Source organism: Gilliamella sp. Nev6-6, assembly GCF_001690605.1.
Classification (GTDB): Bacteria; Pseudomonadota; Gammaproteobacteria; order Enterobacterales; family Orbaceae; genus Gilliamella; species Gilliamella apicola_C.
Genome location: NZ_LZHP01000001.1, coordinates 36,019 through 52,853 on the forward strand (window position 1 = coordinate 36,019; position 16,835 = coordinate 52,853).

18 protein-coding genes and 1 pseudogene are annotated in these 16,835 nt (G+C 34.7%); 5 read left to right on the forward strand and 14 right to left on the reverse strand.

Annotation, left to right across the window (positions count from 1 at the left end):
- Window positions 1-8: 8 nt before the first annotated feature.
- The 8 genes from ftsI to A9G42_RS00220 form a co-directional block, all read right to left on the reverse strand.
- Complete coding sequence (gene ftsI / locus A9G42_RS00185) at window positions 9-1,778, reverse strand: peptidoglycan glycosyltransferase FtsI (protein WP_065652294.1); 1,770 nt, start codon at window positions 1,776-1,778, stop codon at window positions 9-11.
- A complete protein-coding gene (ftsL, locus tag A9G42_RS00190; RefSeq protein ID WP_081297831.1) occupies window positions 1,778-2,161 on the reverse strand; it encodes a cell division protein FtsL in 384 nt (127 codons plus the stop codon). Before ftsL ends, ftsI begins: the two co-directional genes overlap by 1 nt.
- On the reverse strand, window positions 2,154-3,089 hold the full coding sequence (rsmH, locus tag A9G42_RS00195; RefSeq protein WP_065566558.1) for a 16S rRNA (cytosine(1402)-N(4))-methyltransferase RsmH: 936 nt from the start codon (window positions 3,087-3,089) through the stop codon (window positions 2,154-2,156). The genes ftsL and rsmH overlap by 8 nt, the downstream gene beginning before the upstream one ends.
- Before the next feature lie 16 nt (window positions 3,090-3,105).
- A complete protein-coding gene (mraZ, locus tag A9G42_RS00200) occupies window positions 3,106-3,552 on the reverse strand; it encodes a division/cell wall cluster transcriptional repressor MraZ (RefSeq protein ID WP_065652295.1) in 447 nt (148 codons plus the stop codon).
- 206 nt (window positions 3,553-3,758) lie between these two features.
- Window positions 3,759-4,457 carry a 6-phosphogluconolactonase gene (gene pgl / locus A9G42_RS00205; protein WP_065580739.1) on the reverse strand — a complete coding sequence of 233 codons (699 nt, stop codon included), beginning with the start codon at window positions 4,455-4,457 and terminating at the stop codon, window positions 3,759-3,761.
- Between the two features lie 16 nt (window positions 4,458-4,473).
- Window positions 4,474-5,931 (reverse strand): glucose-6-phosphate dehydrogenase, encoded by a 1,458-nt coding sequence (gene zwf, locus A9G42_RS00210; RefSeq protein ID WP_065652296.1) that lies wholly within the window; start codon window positions 5,929-5,931, stop codon window positions 4,474-4,476.
- Between the two features lie 171 nt (window positions 5,932-6,102).
- The gene (gene rplY, locus A9G42_RS00215) at window positions 6,103-6,387 is read right to left on the reverse strand and encodes a 50S ribosomal protein L25 (protein ID WP_065582302.1); all 285 of its coding nucleotides are present in this window, start codon (window positions 6,385-6,387) and stop codon (window positions 6,103-6,105) included.
- Window positions 6,388-6,569: 182 nt separating this feature from the next.
- On the reverse strand, window positions 6,570-7,442 hold the full coding sequence (locus A9G42_RS00220; protein ID WP_065652297.1) for a D-hexose-6-phosphate mutarotase: 873 nt from the start codon (window positions 7,440-7,442) through the stop codon (window positions 6,570-6,572).
- Between the two features lie 198 nt (window positions 7,443-7,640).
- On the opposite strand from A9G42_RS00220, the gene hemW reads away from it, so the two are divergent.
- Complete coding sequence (gene hemW / locus A9G42_RS00225; RefSeq protein ID WP_065652298.1) at window positions 7,641-8,768, forward strand: radical SAM family heme chaperone HemW; 1,128 nt, start codon at window positions 7,641-7,643, stop codon at window positions 8,766-8,768.
- Window positions 8,769-9,010: 242 nt separating this feature from the next.
- Here hemW and A9G42_RS00230 read toward each other — a convergent pair whose 3' ends face one another.
- On the reverse strand, window positions 9,011-9,982 hold the full coding sequence (locus A9G42_RS00230; protein ID WP_065652299.1) for a sugar kinase: 972 nt from the start codon (window positions 9,980-9,982) through the stop codon (window positions 9,011-9,013).
- Between the two features lie 2 nt (window positions 9,983-9,984).
- Window positions 9,985-10,812 carry a DeoR/GlpR family DNA-binding transcription regulator gene (locus tag A9G42_RS00235; RefSeq protein ID WP_065652300.1) on the reverse strand — a complete coding sequence of 276 codons (828 nt, stop codon included), beginning with the start codon at window positions 10,810-10,812 and terminating at the stop codon, window positions 9,985-9,987.
- A gap of 346 nt (window positions 10,813-11,158) precedes the next feature.
- On the opposite strand from A9G42_RS00235, the gene A9G42_RS00240 reads away from it, so the two are divergent.
- Genes A9G42_RS00240 through A9G42_RS00255 form a run of 4 tightly spaced genes read left to right on the forward strand, consistent with a single transcriptional unit; the run spans window position 11,159 to window position 14,874 of the window.
- Window positions 11,159-12,013 carry a tagatose bisphosphate family class II aldolase gene (locus A9G42_RS00240; RefSeq protein WP_065567993.1) on the forward strand — a complete coding sequence of 285 codons (855 nt, stop codon included), beginning with the start codon at window positions 11,159-11,161 and terminating at the stop codon, window positions 12,011-12,013.
- Window positions 12,014-12,026: 13 nt separating this feature from the next.
- A complete protein-coding gene (locus A9G42_RS00245) occupies window positions 12,027-12,947 on the forward strand; it encodes a 1-phosphofructokinase family hexose kinase (RefSeq protein WP_065652301.1) in 921 nt (306 codons plus the stop codon).
- 11 nt (window positions 12,948-12,958) lie between these two features.
- The gene (locus A9G42_RS00250) at window positions 12,959-14,377 is read left to right on the forward strand and encodes a PTS fructose transporter subunit IIC (RefSeq protein ID WP_065652302.1); all 1,419 of its coding nucleotides are present in this window, start codon (window positions 12,959-12,961) and stop codon (window positions 14,375-14,377) included.
- Window positions 14,378-14,433: 56 nt separating this feature from the next.
- Window positions 14,434-14,874 (forward strand): PTS sugar transporter subunit IIA, encoded by a 441-nt coding sequence (locus tag A9G42_RS00255; protein ID WP_065652303.1) that lies wholly within the window; start codon window positions 14,434-14,436, stop codon window positions 14,872-14,874.
- A gap of 444 nt (window positions 14,875-15,318) precedes the next feature.
- On the opposite strand, the gene A9G42_RS00260 is transcribed toward A9G42_RS00255, so the two are convergent.
- The 4 genes and pseudogenes from A9G42_RS00260 to A9G42_RS00280 all read right to left on the reverse strand — a co-directional run.
- Entirely contained in the window at window positions 15,319-15,582 is a 264-nt protein-coding gene (locus A9G42_RS00260) for a hypothetical protein (protein WP_065652304.1), read from the reverse strand.
- Between the two features lie 244 nt (window positions 15,583-15,826).
- Window positions 15,827-16,129, reverse strand: a complete 303-nt coding sequence (locus tag A9G42_RS00270) for a hypothetical protein (protein ID WP_065652306.1) — start codon at window positions 16,127-16,129, stop codon at window positions 15,827-15,829.
- 172 nt (window positions 16,130-16,301) lie between these two features.
- Entirely contained in the window at window positions 16,302-16,616 is a 315-nt protein-coding gene (locus A9G42_RS00275; protein ID WP_065652307.1) for a hypothetical protein, read from the reverse strand.
- 12 nt (window positions 16,617-16,628) lie between these two features.
- Window positions 16,629-16,835, reverse strand: a pseudogene (locus A9G42_RS00280) (hypothetical protein); the annotation flags it as partial.

Genomic DNA, 16,835 nt, shown 5'->3' on the forward strand with positions numbered 1-16,835 from the left:
TCCACCTATTAATAAATAATCATTTGGCCATCAATTTGGCGATCTGGTTTTACATTCATTGTTCTAAGAACACCTCCCATAATGCGACTAAAAACAGGGGCAGAGACTGAGCCACCATAATACTGACCAGCTTTAGGATTATCAATAACAACCACAAGAGAATATTTTGGCCCTGTTGCAGGGGCAATACCTGCTGTATAAGCCAGATATTGATTAACATACCGGCCACCAGATAATTTTTTTGCAGTTCCTGTTTTAACCGCAACACTGTAACCAGGGACGGATGCCTTCGTACCGCCACCAGTAACCGCTACAGCTTCCATTAATTGAACAACTGTTTTTGCATCTTTTTCAGAAACAACACGTTTGCCTTTAACAGGTTCGGTGGCCTTTAAAATTGTTACTGGTCGATAAATACCATAACTACCGATAGTCGCATAAGCCCTAGCTAACTGTAATGGTGTAACTCTTAGCCCATACCCAAACGCAAATGTAGCTCGTTCAATATCAGCCCATTTTCTTGTTCTATCCGCTGCAATTGAACCACTGACTTCGCCACCTAAACCTAATTCTGTTGGCTGGCCTAACCCAAAACGACTATAGAATTCTACAAGATCACCTTGCTGCATTTGTAAGGCAAGTTTACTTACGCCAACATTACTGGATTTTTCTAATATACCAGCCAAATTTAGTGATTTTTGATATGACACATCTTTAATTTCATAGCGATTGACATAAAATGGTCTTGTGTCAATAATCGTATTTAAATTGGCAATTTTCTTTTCTAAAGCAGCCATTACTACTAAAGGTTTAACAGTCGAGCCTGGTTCAAACGCATCTGTAACAGCCCTATTTCTCAATAAATTATAATCAAGCGATGAACGATTATTCGGGTTATAAGATGGGCTGGTTGCCATTGCTAAAATCTCGCCAGTGTGCACATCAACTAATACTGCTGTTCCACTGTCTGCTTTGTTAAATTCAACAGCTTGGCTAAGCTCGGTATATACCAACGATTGTAAACGCTCGTCTATGCTGAGTGTTAAGTCTGCAGCTGTTTCACTTTCTGTTCGTTCTAATTCTTCAATAACACGACCGACTCGATCTCGTCTTACAATTCTTTGCCCTGATTCACCAATTAACCACTTATTAAAGCTTTTTTCAATGCCTTCAGAACCCTTTTCAGCGCCATTTTCATCAATGTCTGTTAAACCAATTAGTTGAGCTATATTTTCTGCCGCAGGATAATAACGTTTGGATGTTTTGGCAAATGATATCCCTGGTAATTTTAGCTTTTTTAAATAATCAGATATAGTTGGTGTTACTTGTCTGGATAAATAAACAAATCGCATTGATGCATTACCTAGTTTTTGCTCTAGTGTCGACATTGGAATATTCAACGTTTTAGCTAGGCCTTGCCACCTGATATCATCTGCTTTAACTCCGCCTTTTTGTACAACGATTTTAGGATCTGCCCATATATCAAACATTGGCACACTTACAGCTAATGCTCGGCCATGGCGGTCAGTTATCATAGCTCTTGGCGCATCCATTTCTTGATGACGTATCGAGCGTTTATTACCTTCAGCAATGAGCTTGTCTGGCTCAATAATTTGTAATAATGCCATTCGAACAATAAGGCTAATAACCGCAAAAATAATAAGAGTACATACAATATAAAAACGGCTTGGAGTAAAAAATTGTTTTTTACTATTCAACTTATTTGTTTTTATTGCCTTTTTAGTTTTATCTTTTTTATGTTTAGTAACAGGCTTCATTATTTACTCTTTATCACAATAACTGTTTCATTTTGTGGTGTTACATAAGACATACCTAATTGAATCTTAGCTTTCTCTTCAATACGCTTGGGCTCTGCAAGTACATTTTCTTCAATAATTAGGTTCCGCCATTCACTTTCTAATACATCTTGTTCTAATAAAAGTTGCTCACGCTCAAATAGCTGTTTACGAACCTGTTGCGTTGTTATTAATACAGCACCAGCAGAGATAATAATCATTACAAGTAATAATAATGAAATTTTTTGATGGCCAAACAAATCGCCAATAATTAAGCCAAATAAGCTTTTATTTGGCTTTTTTTGAATATCTTTATCAATATAGATGTTATCTCGAAAAGCATCATTGAGTTGGTGGCTATTCATGTTTCCTTTCTGCTACCCTTAATATTGCGCTTCGAGAGCGCGGGTTATTATTAATTTCAATTGTATTCGGTTTAATTTTACCGAGTGATTTTAATCTAGCACCGCCATATTGTTTAATTTGTTGTTCTGTTAATGGTAATCGAGCGGGTAAATCTGGGCCTTTACTCTGTTTGCTAATAAATTGCTTTACAATTCTATCTTCTAAAGAATGAAAGCTAATAACCGCAAGCCTGCCATGATTGGCAAGAACCGACAAGCTGCTATTTAATGCTTGCTCAACTTCTTCTAACTCACTATTAATATAAATACGTATAGCTTGAAAACTGCGTGTAGCAGGATGCTTATTTTTATCTTTTTTGGGTGTCGCTTTTTCAATTAGCTTAGCCAATTCCAGAGTACGAGTAATGGGTGAAATCTTATTTTGCTCGACGATCGCATGTGCAATACGTTTGGCAAATTTTTCTTCACCAAATGTTTTTAACACCCATGCAATATCGTTTTCATCACTGTTTAGTAACCATTCACTTGCAGTTAAACCTTTTTGGTTATTCATTCGCATATCTAAAGGTCCATCACGCATAAAAGAGAATCCTCTTTCAGGATCATCAAGTTGTGGTGATGAAACACCAAGGTCTAACAAAATACCGTCAATTTTACCTAATAATGCTAACTGATTAATATACTCATATATATTTGAAAATTCACCACGAATAAAAGTAAATCTAGGATCAATTATTTCTAAAGCAGTTTCTTCAGCACGTTCATCACGATCGATAGCAATCAATCGTCCTTGTGCACCAAGTTGTTCAAGTATTAAGCGAGAGTGCCCACCTCGCCCAAATGTACCATCAACATAAATGCCATCTTTTTTTATATTTAATGCTTGTACAGCTTCGTTTAATAAAACCGTTGTATGTTGATAATCCATCAATCTTTTGCTCTTATTAAATAGTTAACATTTTCAAATTATCTGACAAGTTTTCAATATCTGTTGATAATGCAGTAATATCATCACGAATTTGTTGATACCAAATTGTCTCATCCCAGATCTCGAATTTATTCGATTGACCAACAAGCATTGTATTTTTTTCCAATTTTGCATAAGCCCGTAGTGTAGATGGCAATAAAATTCGCCCAGAATTATCCATCATGCATTCAGTTGCATAACCCAATAACAATCGTTTAATTCTACGTTCAGCTTCAACTATTGTTGATAATGTAGCAAGTTGCTGTTCGATCGTTTGCCATTCAGGCATTGAATAAAGCGTCAAACAAGGGTGGTATAAGCCAATGGTGCAAACCATGCTTTTAGATAAAGATTCACGGTAGCGAGTAGGAATAGCTAACCGCCCTTTATTATCTAAATTGATTGAAATTGCACCGCTAAACATAAAAGCACCATTATCTATAAATCTTAGCTAATTTTTAATTAATAAAATCAATAAGCTAATAAAGTACCTCTTTTTTACCACTTAACCCCACTTTTTACCACAAAAGTTCGCAAAATAATAGATATTTGATTAATTAATTTATACTAAAAAGGCATAGTGAAAAGATTTGCCGGAGATATAAACCGGCAAATAAAAACGAAGAAATTTTAAGATGCAGCCCAAAAAGCAGTGACATTAACTTTATCTTGTTGCAAGATAGCACGAATCGGCATTTGGTTAACATCATTACCTTTTTCAGCTTGTTCTAACACATGCATTTTGCTTTCTCCTACTAAATGCAAGTATATGTTTTTACTATTTAAAATAGTTGGCAGTGTTAATGTTATACGATCAAGTGGCGCGGTTAATGGTGTCATACCCACAACTTTTCGACCGGATTTCATATCTAAACCCGTTGCCAAATTAGCTGCACCAGGAAATAATGAAGCAGTGTGTCCATCTTCTCCCATGCCTAAAATTATTACATCAAATGGCATTGGAATTTTATCTAGCATCTTTTCAGTAATTTCTGCTCCATTAAATGGATTATCACAATTATTCTTCAAGCCAACAAAATTAGCCACTTTTGCATTGTTTTGTAATAAATGAGCTATTACAAGCTTTTCGTTACTGGCATCATCAGTATTATCCACCCATCTATCATCAACTAACGTAATAAAAACTCGGCTCCACTCCATATCTTGTTGGCTGAGTAAAGCAAAAAGTGGAATTGGTGTTTTACCCCCTGAAACAGCAATGGAAGCATGGCCTTTTTGTTCAATCGCCTGTTTTAACTTGTTGACTATATGTGAGGTTAAATCTTCAATCAATAACTGATTATTCTCATATTTATTTAACGTAAACATATTTTATTTTCCTTTATTAGAATTCGTGCCATGAATGCCCATCTTTAGTAATCAATGCAACTGATGCTACAGGTCCCCAAGTTCCGGCTTGGTAAGTTTTTGGCTGTTCATTGTCTAACTCCCACGCTCTAACAATTGAATCGACCCATTTCCATGCTGCCTCAACTTCATCACGATGAACAAATAATGCTTGGCGACCACGCATAACTTCAAGTAGTAAACGTTCATATGCATCAGCACTTTGTTGATGAAAGGTTTCGCTAAAACTTAAATCAAGCTTAGTGGTTTGCAAATTGTGAGTGCTATCTAAACCTGGTATTTTATTTAGAATCTCAATATCCATACCTTCATCAGGTTGTAGACGAATAGTCAATTTATTTTGCGGTAATTCTGGATAAGATTCACTAAAAAGGTTAAGCGGTAACGGTTTGAAATAGACAACAACTTCAGAACATTTACTTGGTAAGCGTTTGCCTGTGCGTAAATAAAAAGGAACACCTGCCCAACGCCAGTTATCAATGTCAACGCGAATGGCAACAAATGTCTCGGTATTGCTTTTTTGATTAGCGCCATCTTCTTCTAAATAACCTGGGACATTAACGCCATTAACAAAGCCTGCTGTATATTGACCCCGGACTACTTTTTCACGAATATTCGTTTTATCAATTGGTCTAAGCGCATTAAGGACGGCTATTTTTTCATTACGTAAACTATCATCTTCAAGATTTGCTGGTGGTGACATTGCAATCATAGTTAAGATTTGTAATAAATGATTTTGCACCATGTCGCGCATTTGCCCTGCTTTGTCAAAATACCCCCAGCGGCCTTCAATACCAACTTGTTCAGCCACAGTAATTTCGACATGATCAATAGAATTACGATCCCAAAATGACGCAAATACCGTATTTGCAAAGCGTAAAGCTAATAGGTTTAATACAGATTCCTTACCTAAGTAGTGATCAATACGGTAAACTTGCGATTCATTAAAGAATTTAGCCACTGAATCATTAATTTCGCAAGATGATTTTAGATCGGTTCCAAGCGGTTTTTCCATTACAATTCTATTTTGTAATTGGTTTAATCCCGCAGCAGCTAAGCCTTGGCAAATAGTACCAAAAGCCCCTGGATGCATTGCAAAATAAAAAATAGCAGGGTTGTTTGAATCAAGTTTATTTTTCAGTGTTTCAAATCCAGCGCAATCATTAACATCTAGTTTATGAAAATTTAATCGTTGGCTGAATCGTTGCCAAATACTATCGTCTAATGGCTCTGGCATAAATGAGGTTAGGGCATCTTTTGCTACCTCACAATAAGCAGCGTGATCCCAATCAGCACGTCCTACACCTAAAATCTTGGTTTGTTCAGGTAGTTTTCCATATTTTTCTAATTGGTATAAAGAAGGTAGTAATTTACGTCTTGTCAAATCCCCTTTAGCACCAAAAATAACTAAATCGCAAGCTGGGATATCAGACATGGTTCTCTCCTACGATGGTATAATGTAATCATTCTATTATGTTGGGTAGTCAGTGTACAGGATAAATCATAACAATAGGCATTAGCCTTTATTGACTCGAAAACAAAAAGGTCACCATCACGGTGACCCTTTGTTTAAAACAAGTAATTGGATAATTTTCCAATCAATAAATTATGCGCGTAAAAAATCCATATGGACTAATTTTGGTTTAAACGCATGACGTTGTACTGCTTGTACTTTTACTTTAGTTGCTTTTCCGTCAACTTCAATAGTCAATACTTCAGAATAAAATTCTGGTTTTTCTTGCATATTAAAAATTTGGTTGTGATCAAGTACAACAGCGATTGCAGGTTCAGTACCGCCATAAATAATGGCTGGGAATTTACCAGCGTGACGCAGGCGGCGGCTCGCACCCTTACCATGCTCTTTTCTAACTTCAGCTTTAAATGTAAACATATTTATTTCTCTTAATGATTTAAAATAAAACCAATTACAGGCGACCCAGTAGTTGGCTATCAAACTTGCACTTTAAATAAAGTGCTCAAGATTATAGAGTGTTATCCCAATAAACGCAATCAAATAATCATATTACAATCGAGCAAAACATTGATTGTGCTTATAGTGTATAATGTGAATTTTTAAATCAATTCTATTTTAAAACCATAAGTTGATTTTTTATTTGGTGATAATTTCAATGGCGTTGTAATGCAACCAGATTCGACACAAACCATAGATTTATATTCGTCATCACCAAAATCACTCATTGTTTTAGCTTTATTTGCCCATGGATTCCATGTTACTACATCACTTACATTAGTATTAGTTAATCGAACTGTTCGGGTGCTATTTGTGATAGTTATTTGGTCACTAGCATTAGTATAAATACGATCAACCTCTTGGTTAAAAGTCAATTGCCCTATTTTTGCAGGTTTATTTTCAACGGCTAATCGATCTTGATAGGTTTCACCTAGTCCTTTGACAACAACGTCTTCAATATTATTGATACCAAAATAAGTATGTAGTGCGCTAGTTACATCAAAATCACCCGAACAACTTAAAATAACTTCACAGGTGTTACCTAAATGAAGGTTTAGTGATACAGTGAAAGGTTTGTTGCAATAAGGCTCTGTCTGTTGATTATTAACGAGAGATAGAATAAGATCGACACCATGCTCATCTTCAGTGCAAGAGTCTAAATTCCATTCAACAATACGAGCAAAACCGTGAGACGGCGTTCCTGATTGACCGAACCAAGGCCAGCAAACAGGTACGCCACCGCGGATAGCCACACCTTTTTTAAAGTTTGTTTTGTTGCTCAACCAAATAACCGGAGTTTGCTCATTAATTGGTTGCCAAAATAACAAGTGTGCACCTTGTAATGTCACCGCTGCACAACAAGTTTTATGGTTAATAACCAAAGTAGGGAGTTCGCCATAAGTTAATTGCTTAACTGATGAGCTTAGCGAGACCCCTGATAAGCTATTTTCTAAAATATCTTTATAAATATTCATACTTACTCCTAAATAACAAATTTTAACAACAGTTAATACCGAAAATTATTAATAATTGTACGCTTTTTAAGTTAATAATAAAAATACAATAGATGCCAAAAGCTTTTTTTACTTTTTTGAAGTAAAATGCCACACTATAAAAAAATAGAACAACATACTGGTTATTTTTGTCGAAAATTTTCAGGAAAGACAGCGTTTATGTATAAAATTCCAATGAGTTTATATATTCATATGCCATGGTGCGTACAAAAATGTCCTTATTGTGATTTTAATTCGCATACGATAAAAAAATTCCCCAATTATGAAGCTTATATAGAACATTTGATTAAAGACTTACAACATGATGCTATTTTGTGCTCAAACCGCTTAATTCATTCGATCTTTATTGGTGGTGGCACCCCAAGTCTGTTTTCTGCTGAACTCATTGATAAATTATTATCAAATATAAATAAGATCATTCCCGTAGATAATGATGCTGAAATTACTATTGAAGCCAATCCAAATTCTATTGATATAGAAAGATTTAATGGTTATCAACAAGCTGGTATCAATCGAATATCCATTGGTGTACAAAGCTTTCAAGCCGATAAGCTTGTAAAATTAGGGAGAATACATAATCCCAAAGAAGCATTCACAGCAGGAAAATTAGCCCAAACATTAAATTTAAGAAGTTTTAATTTAGATTTAATGCATGGGTTACCAAGTCAATGTATTGATGATGCTATATATGACTTAAAACAAGCTATTGCTATTGATCCACCTCATTTATCTTGGTATCAATTAACCATTGAACCCAATACATTATTTAGTTCAAAACCGCCTGTTTTACCAGATGACGATAAACTTTGGGAAATTTACCAACAAGGTCATCAATTATTAACTAAACACGGTTACCAGCAATATGAAACCTCTGCTTATGCTAAAAAAGGTTTTCAATGCGAACATAATTTAAATTATTGGCGGTTTGGGGACTATTTGGGGATTGGCTGTGGCGCCCATGGTAAATTAACCCAATCTGATGGTAAAATTATTCGTACAGTAAAAACTCGCCATCCAAAAGGTTATTTAGAAGGGCGTTATTTGGATAAATATTATGAAGTTCCAAAACAAGAGTTACCTTTTGAGTTTTTTATGAATCGATTTCGGCTATTTGAGCCAGTGCCAAAATACGAATTTGAACAACGGACTTATTTATCATTACAGATAGTTGATAAACAAATAACAATGGCCATTGAAAAAGGCTATTTAATTGAAGACGAACAAAACTGGCAAATAACTGAACATGGAAAACTATTTCTAAACTCATTATTAGAGTTCTTTTTATAGCTAAATTAAATATTAATTTCTGACAAAGGCAACTAGAGCCTATCTTTACGATTATTTAACGTAATAGGTACCAACTATTTAAGCAATCATTTGCATAACTTTACAGACATTTTTAAAAAATAAAGGCATAATGTATACCGACAATGCATTTATTTCATTGTTTTCCTATTCCTTATGTTTTCCCAATAACTTTGTTATTGGGATTTTTTTTGCCTATACTTTGATAACTTCATTGCTTTTAATTATTTTTTAATAAAAGTTCGAGAAAGGAACTGCTTTAATTCAGGCAATGAAGATGTTCCTTCCATAGGACCTTTTTTAGATACAGCAAATGCACCGCTTGCATTTGCATATTGCAATGCTTTTTCGACTGAATAGCCTGCCAACATTAAACTAACAAACGTGGCACCAAAACAATCTCCTGCCCCTGTTGGGTCAACGGAGTTTACTGTGTACCCATCAACGTGTAACATTTGTAAATAACCTTGCTCGTCAAGCCCATAATAATTAGCGCCTTTACAACCGCCTTTTACCACAATGTGCTTAATCCCTTTTTTAAGCAACCTCATCATTATTTGTTGTTCACTTTCATCATTATTATTTGAAAAATAATTAACTTCGTTTTTACTGGGTAAAAATATATCGGTATATTCCATTATGTAATCAAAAGACTGCTCCATTTCTGGTATATCAAACATTTCTTTACGTAAGTTTGGATCGAATGAAATTGTCCCCCCTTTGTTTTTAATGATATCTAACGCTTTACGCATAGCATCAATCACACGAAAGGAATAAAGCGATGATCCCATTACATGCAAATGATTACAATCTTTTAATAAGCTTTCATTAACATGATTAAACGAAAGTAAACCACATGCACTATTTGGAATATTAAAAATAAAATCTCTTTCATTAGAATCTTTATAAGTGACAAAAGCACTACCAGTATTGGCTTTATGATGCATGGTGATACCGTCAATAATAACACCGTCATTTTTCAGCCGATTTATACACATCTTGCCAAATGCATCTTTACCAACACAACTAAAAAAGACAACTGAAAAACCTAATTTTGCAACTTGATCTGCAAATATTGCCGGAGCACCACTAACAAAAGGGCCAATAAACTCTCCTGTTTGATTGAAACGTTGATTTTGTTCCTTGGCTAAAAACTCAACCAGTAGCTCACCAATTGTGCAGATTTTGAAATGCATTATTATCTCTCCAGTATGTTTTGATAAGTCACACAATATTTATTTGAAATAAGTATCTCAAAATTGGCATCCAGAAGTTGCTGATGATACTCTGTTACAGCAGGTCTTGATAACACAACCATATCAAGATCAATGAGTTTTCCCAGATTATTATCATTATTATGAATCAGCCTTTGAGGTAAAATAGCGATATTGTGTGCGACTTTTTTTATTATTTGTTGATAAGTTTTAACCTGTTCTAAATTTTCAATAATTAATTGATTACCCATATTGATGGCACTTATTTCGAGAATAAAATGCGATACAGGAAATTGATTTAATATAAGATTGATCATCTTGTTATCCTGTAAAAGATTACCCTCAAGTAAAACGCCACCAATAAGAATGACTTCGGCATCCGTAAATTCTTTCGCTAATTTTGCATTACTAATATCATTCATAATCAGTATTAATGATTTTTTGCAGTGTAAAAACGGAATCAATTTTCTTATTAAATTACCATGGCTTAAAAACAACGTATCACCATCATTAATATAACTTAAGCAAGTTTTGACTAATTCAATATCATGGCTATCATTAAAACTTTGCGTATAATTTTGTGTAATGGCACTTGTCTGACTTCCCCCTCCATCCTGAGCAAGATAAATTGCTCCACCAAAAGAACGCTTTAAATATCCTTGTTGCTCCAAGTAAGTTAAATCTTGACGAATAGTTACATTCGATACCTGAAGCAATTGTGATAATTCATCAACTTTAACTTCGCCTTGTTTACGAACAATTTCTGCAATTTGCAATCGTCGTTTTAATAGGGATGAAGATGCTCTAGCCAATTTTATTTCCTATACCGTAGATAAAATGAAGACTGGTGATAATAGAATTAATCCTATGCTTGGTCAATATTAAACTAGCGCATTACATTTTACCTTATAAATCATACCAATAATAATTTCTACGTCTTTTATCTAAGCACACTTCATATATACATGTTAACCATCAAAATGAAAATTTATAAATAATTTTTGTTACGTTTTGAAAGTAATATTGATTTTTGTGATCTATCTCACGTGATTACCACTAGAATAACTTACAATTCGAAAGCATAATTATTAAAAGTTAATTTCGAAACGAAGGTTAATTGCTATATCAAGTCAAAATAAATTATTAAAGGAAAGTCATATGTCTATTATTTCAAGTCACAATATGTTAAAAAAAGCGCAAACAGAGCACTATGCAGTACCAGCCTTTAACATCCATAACCTAGAAACCATACAGGTCGTAGTTAAAACTGCCGCTGAATTGCAATCACCCGTTATTTTAGCAGGCACACCAGGCACATATAGCTATGCAGGAACAGAAAACATTATTGCTATTGCTCATGAGCTATCTAAAAAGCATCACATCCCTTTAGCTGTTCATTTAGATCATCATGAAGAATTTGATGATATAGCTTATAAAATTAATGCTGGTGTTCGATCTGTCATGATTGATGGTTCACATCTTCAATTTGAAGAAAATATTACCATTGTGAAACGTGTAGTAGATTATGCTCACCGTTATGATGTTAGTGTTGAAGCTGAATTAGGGCGTCTTGGTGGTGTTGAAGATGATTTAGCTGTGGATGCAAAAGATGCTTTATATACCAGTCCTAAACAAGCACTAGAATTTATACAAAAAACCCAAATTGACTCGCTAGCTATCGCCATTGGTACTGCACATGGTCTTTATAAATCAGAACCTAAACTGGATTTTGATCGCCTATCCGAAATTCGCTCAATCACTGATATTCCACTCGTGTTACATGGCGCTTCAGGTGTTCCTGATAAAGATGTTCGTGAATGTATTAAACGTGGCATTTGTAAAGTCAATGTTGCAACCGAATTAAAAATGGCATTTTCAAATGCCTTAAAACAATACTTTATTGAATATCCTGAGGCTAATGACCCTCGCCATTATATGAAACCAGCTAAAGCGGCAATGAAAGAAATTATCAAGAAAATTATTGCCACATGTGGTTGTGCCGGTAAGTTATAGAGGAATTAGGAAGATGATCTATACATTAACACTTAATACCGCAATTGATATGAATATTCGTTGCCAAGGGCTTAATCCTAATTATGTCAACCGCACATCGCATACTCAATATAGCCCAAATGGTAAAGCGGTCAATGTTTCAATTGTCCTGCACAAATTTCTAAAACCGACTTGTGCATTAGGTTTTTTTGGCGGATTTTCTGGAAAATATATCGTTGATGAATTGACAAAAATGCAGATTGAAACAAAGCCTTGTTTTATTGATGATATAACACGTATCAATGTTTTTATTAATGATGGGCAAAATGAATATAAATTGGTGGGTAAAGGCCCTTTTGTTCCTGATAATAAAAAACAAGAATTGCTAGGATTAATAAAATCACTAAGCAGTAACTGTTATTTAGTTATTAGCGGTAGCCTACCAAATAACATTGAACCCGAATATTACCTATCTATTTTAACTCTATGTAAAGTCAAAAATATTCAAGTCATCCTCGATATTAGCCATCCAATATTAAGTGATTTACTCGCTTATAAACCTTTATTAATTAAACCCAATGATGATGAAATCAAAGAAATTTTTGGTTTTGAAACCCAAACGACATCGCAAATTATTACCGCACTAGAAGATATTCACGCACAAGGTGCACAAAATATTTTATTAACTATGGGGGCTAGAGGGCTCTATTTTTCGAATGGAACACATATTTGGTTTTGCAATGCTGTAAAGATCAAATTAATCAGCTCCGCTTGTGCTGGAGATGCGTCACTAGCAGCCTTTCTTAGTGAATGGTTGCCTGAGCAACAACATATTGAAAAATCAATGAAAAAAGCATCTGCAACTGGTGCTAACGTGGCCGAATCAGATGGATTAGGTTTATTAGATAAAGTCAATATTTATATGGATCAGCTTGAAGTGACCCAAATAAAGTAAGGGGGATTATTATGAAAAAAATATTAGCTGTAACAGGCTGCCCAACGGGCATTGCCCATACCTATATGGCAGAAGAAGCCTTGAAAGCTGCCGCTGAAAAAGCAGGCGTTGAAATTAAAGTAGAAACCAATGGCGCAGGTGGGATAGATAATGCCATTACAGATGAGGATATAGCGAACGCTATCGGTGTTATTATCGCCGCTGATAAAGATGTCAATCCCGATCGTTTTAATGGCATGCCTGTTATTGAGGTTCCTGTAAAAGATGGTATTCATAAGGCTGTAATGCTTATTGAACAAATAATTTCAGGCAATGTGCCATTACGTAACGGAGCTACCAATAATACAAAAAAATCGGTACCCTCAAATCAACAACCCGTGACACAAGAGTCAATTGGTCGACAAATTTACAAACACCTAATGAGCGGTGTATCTAATATGCTGCCTTTTGTTGTCGCAGGTGGTGTATTAATCGCACTCTCATTTTTATGGGGGATTTACTCGGCCGATGAGACAAATGCACAATATAATCAATTTGCCGCATTGTTGATGAAAATAGGCGGGCAAGCATTTGGTATTATGGTGCCCATCTTTACGGGTTTTATTGCTTACTCAATTGGAGGTAGGCCAGGGTTAGTGGCAGGTTTTGTTGGCGGGTTAATTGCCAATATTACAGGTGCAGGGTTCTTAGGTGGCATTATTGCAGGCTTTGCAGCAGGCTACTTAATGCTATATGTCAAAAAATGGTTAGATAGACTTCCTCGTTCATTTGAAGGGCTAAAATCTATTTTTATCATGCCGTTAATTGGTGTTTTTGTGATTGGTGCAGGCATGTTCTTATTAGGTGACCCAATTGCAGCAGTTAATCATGCAATGAAATCATTTCTTGAATCATTACAGTCAGCTAATCCTGTTTTACTTGGCATAGTCATTGGTGCTATGTGTTCTTTTGACTTTGGAGGTCCAGTAAATAAAGCCGCCTATGTAACAGGGACTATGCTACTAGGCGAAGGTAATTTTTACTTTATGGCTGGAGTTTCAGCCGCATGTATTGTGCCACCTTTTGTCATTGCTTTCTCAACAACGATATTTGGTGGAAAAGCATTTACTGAGGAAGAGCGTGCAGCTGGAATTGTAAACTATATTTTAGGTGCTACACATATCACTGAAGGTGCGATTCCTTTTGCGGCTAAAGATCCATTACGAGTCATTCCTGTCATGATGTTATCGTCCGCCATCGCATCGGTATTGACTTTTTTAAGCCACATTCAAGTTCCCGCACCACATGGTGGTTTTCTTGTACTTCCATTGGTAAATAAGCCTTTTCTATGGGTAGCTTGTATTTTTACTGGCGCGCTTGTCGGAGCCATATTATTAGGCTTAATTCGAATTCACCAAAATAGACAATTAACAATTAAAAATACGATATAATCAACTAATTGATATACCGATAATTTTTCGGTGTATCAAAACTAAAAGGACAATAAATGAGCGATTTAAAACTTACTATCGATGATATTAGAATTATAAGCGGGTGTTATTCTAAACAAGATGCCATTCAATCAGTATCAGAAGCGATGATAAAAGCAGGTCTAGTAAAAGATGATTATACACAAGCCATGTTTGATCGAGATACCCAAATCTCTACATTTTTAGGTAATGGTATTGCCATTCCTCATGGAACGACTGATAAGCGTGATATTGTCATCAAAACAGGCTTAAAAATAATTTACTATCCAAAAGGGGTACTCTGGGATCAAGATGATAACATAGCTTATGTTGTTATTGGCATCGCAGCGAAAGCTAATGAACATCTCGATATTTTACGACAGTTAACAAAAGCTGTAATTGCTGAAGATACGCTCGATCGTATTAAAACGATTAAAACCGCTGAAAATCTATTAGAAATACTACAAGGTAGTTGCTAAAAGATTTATTTTATTTCATGTCAAAAGATCATTTCAATACAATAAGGTTGAACTTGATTTTCATCCCAAAAACCGACAAATACTACCTCTATGATATAAATAAAAATCATAGAGGAACCCATTATGCTACAGCATTTAACACCATTTCCAACAACAGGTGGTGGAGTATACCTTATCTAAAGTTCATCTCTCATTAGCTAAAAATAGCTAACTATTTGGGTGTTAGGTGCACGTTTAGTTGCACTAAACTTGATGTATGATATAAGGAAAAAGGACTATGATGTAGCAGAAAGAACAGCAAATCGAATATGATAAAAATCATTCAGAAAACGTATTGATTTTATTTGATTTTTTAAGTGGTGTAAAATGATAGAGTAAAAAGGGCAACCCTTGCTGTTTTAATGCAAGGATTTGATATAAGCACTGTTGTTTATTTGTCGTCAATTATTCTATTTTAGGGTAGCCTACGTTTAGGTTTTCTGGCTCTGATGTGGGTAATTCCCATGATATTAATAATCCCAATTGTCCAAGAAAATAATTGATATTATCAAGTTCATTCTCGGAAACTTGCCATAACCACAATTTATCACTTAATTCTTCAAGTGTACCGTGACTTGCATCACTTAATATCCAATCTTTCAGCGTGGTATTATTATCTACACTAATTTCTAAATGATGCTGATTAATAATATTAGCGGTATAAATCATTCTTAATCGCTTATTATCACATAAATACTAAAAAGTGCCTTATTAGATCTCAATGACAGGTCTCATCCAAAACGCAACAATACTATCATTTGCTATAGATGCTATAACATTATTAGCAAACTCAATAGAACAAGAATACTGTGTAATACTTGGGTTACCTACAAAAATCCAACAGGAAGACGGATCTTTATATAATTGCCAATGATCAGAGCCTGGAATTTCAATAGATACCCCAGATATAAGTTTATTTTTTTTTAAGGTTAATAGATAGTTCACCATAATAACTATTAGGTATTATAAGCGGCTTATCAATAGCATGTATTAAAGGAAATAATCCCCAAGGGTAAAGTAACTTGCCTGTATTAATACCAACTTCGATTTGCAGTGTATGCACAGTCAAAGAAGTACATCCACCATGACCTGATAATCTAACTAAATTGTCATTAGAACATTCAATGAAGTCTAACGAATATTCTGATTCTCGATAAACTAGCTTTCCTGACAGCGGTTTATCGGTTTGATAAAAATCAAATAATAATTTATTCATTTTACTTTTTTTCTCTTCGTTTCTGGGCACTCATCCAACAACCCCAACGGGTCAATCCAAATCAGTGGGTCGGGTATGGCAATAAATGAATTTATGACCTTATCTTTTAGGTACTAAAAAGTGTGGATATACCAAGTAATCCCCACAAAATAAGCAGGGATTTGATTATCTTCTAATAAAAGCCAGGATTAACTAAATTTTCTGATTTAATGATTTCAAGGAAACGTTTATATGCGTTTTCGTTTCGTTCAATTATATTATCTAATAAAGATTCCTGGATTAAAGCCCAGTGAAAAATACCTTTTGAATTATTTTCAAAATACACTGTCTTAAAATTAATGTGAGGTTCAATTACTGATACTTCAGTAGCCCTATATTCAATAAATCCTCCGTGATTTTTAGGTAGTCCTAAAAAAAGAGTTTCATCATCGAACCAATAAATTGCAAATACATCTATAATAGTCCCAGTTAAATTTCTAATTTTCATAAAATAACCTTATTATTTGTCTGTAAACGATACACCTGGTTGTGGCCATTTGGGTTTGACTGATGTTATTTTCATATCATATGCTTTTCCTGTATATGAATTATATTGATAATGAATATTGATGTTTGAACCATCAGGAAGTTTATGCATAGCCTGCATTTTTTTGAATCCAGCCGATTCAGGAAAGCGAGGATCGTTATTCATTCCTGGTAATTCTCC

Bases quoted from the DNA above. Each gene is read 5' to 3' on its own strand.
- A9G42_RS00245 (WP_065652301.1), top strand. From the start codon at position 12,027: ATGATCTATACATTAACACTTAATACCGCAATTGATATGAATATTCGT.
- A9G42_RS00270 (WP_065652306.1), bottom strand. From the start codon at position 16,129: ATGAATAAATTATTATTTGATTTTTATCAAACCGATAAACCGCTGTCA.
- ftsI (WP_065652294.1), bottom strand. From the start codon at position 1,778: ATGAAGCCTGTTACTAAACATAAAAAAGATAAAACTAAAAAGGCAATA.
- A9G42_RS00275 (WP_065652307.1), bottom strand. From the start codon at position 16,616: ATGAAAATTAGAAATTTAACTGGGACTATTATAGATGTATTTGCAATT.
- pgl (WP_065580739.1), bottom strand. From the start codon at position 4,457: ATGTTTACGTTAAATAAATATGAGAATAATCAGTTATTGATTGAAGAT.
- A9G42_RS00230 (WP_065652299.1), bottom strand. From the start codon at position 9,982: ATGCATTTCAAAATCTGCACAATTGGTGAGCTACTGGTTGAGTTTTTA.
- A9G42_RS00255 (WP_065652303.1), top strand. From the start codon at position 14,434: ATGAGCGATTTAAAACTTACTATCGATGATATTAGAATTATAAGCGGG.
- A9G42_RS00260 (WP_065652304.1), bottom strand. From the start codon at position 15,582: ATGATTTATACCGCTAATATTATTAATCAGCATCATTTAGAAATTAGT.
- ftsL (WP_081297831.1), bottom strand. From the start codon at position 2,161: ATGAATAGCCACCAACTCAATGATGCTTTTCGAGATAACATCTATATT.
- rsmH (WP_065566558.1), bottom strand. From the start codon at position 3,089: ATGGATTATCAACATACAACGGTTTTATTAAACGAAGCTGTACAAGCA.
- A9G42_RS00220 (WP_065652297.1), bottom strand. From the start codon at position 7,442: ATGAATATTTATAAAGATATTTTAGAAAATAGCTTATCAGGGGTCTCG.
- zwf (WP_065652296.1), bottom strand. From the start codon at position 5,931: ATGTCTGATATCCCAGCTTGCGATTTAGTTATTTTTGGTGCTAAAGGG.
- rplY (WP_065582302.1), bottom strand. From the start codon at position 6,387: ATGTTTACATTTAAAGCTGAAGTTAGAAAAGAGCATGGTAAGGGTGCG.
- hemW (WP_065652298.1), top strand. From the start codon at position 7,641: ATGTATAAAATTCCAATGAGTTTATATATTCATATGCCATGGTGCGTA.
- mraZ (WP_065652295.1), bottom strand. From the start codon at position 3,552: ATGTTTAGCGGTGCAATTTCAATCAATTTAGATAATAAAGGGCGGTTA.
- A9G42_RS00240 (WP_065567993.1), top strand. From the start codon at position 11,159: ATGTCTATTATTTCAAGTCACAATATGTTAAAAAAAGCGCAAACAGAG.
- A9G42_RS00250 (WP_065652302.1), top strand. From the start codon at position 12,959: ATGAAAAAAATATTAGCTGTAACAGGCTGCCCAACGGGCATTGCCCAT.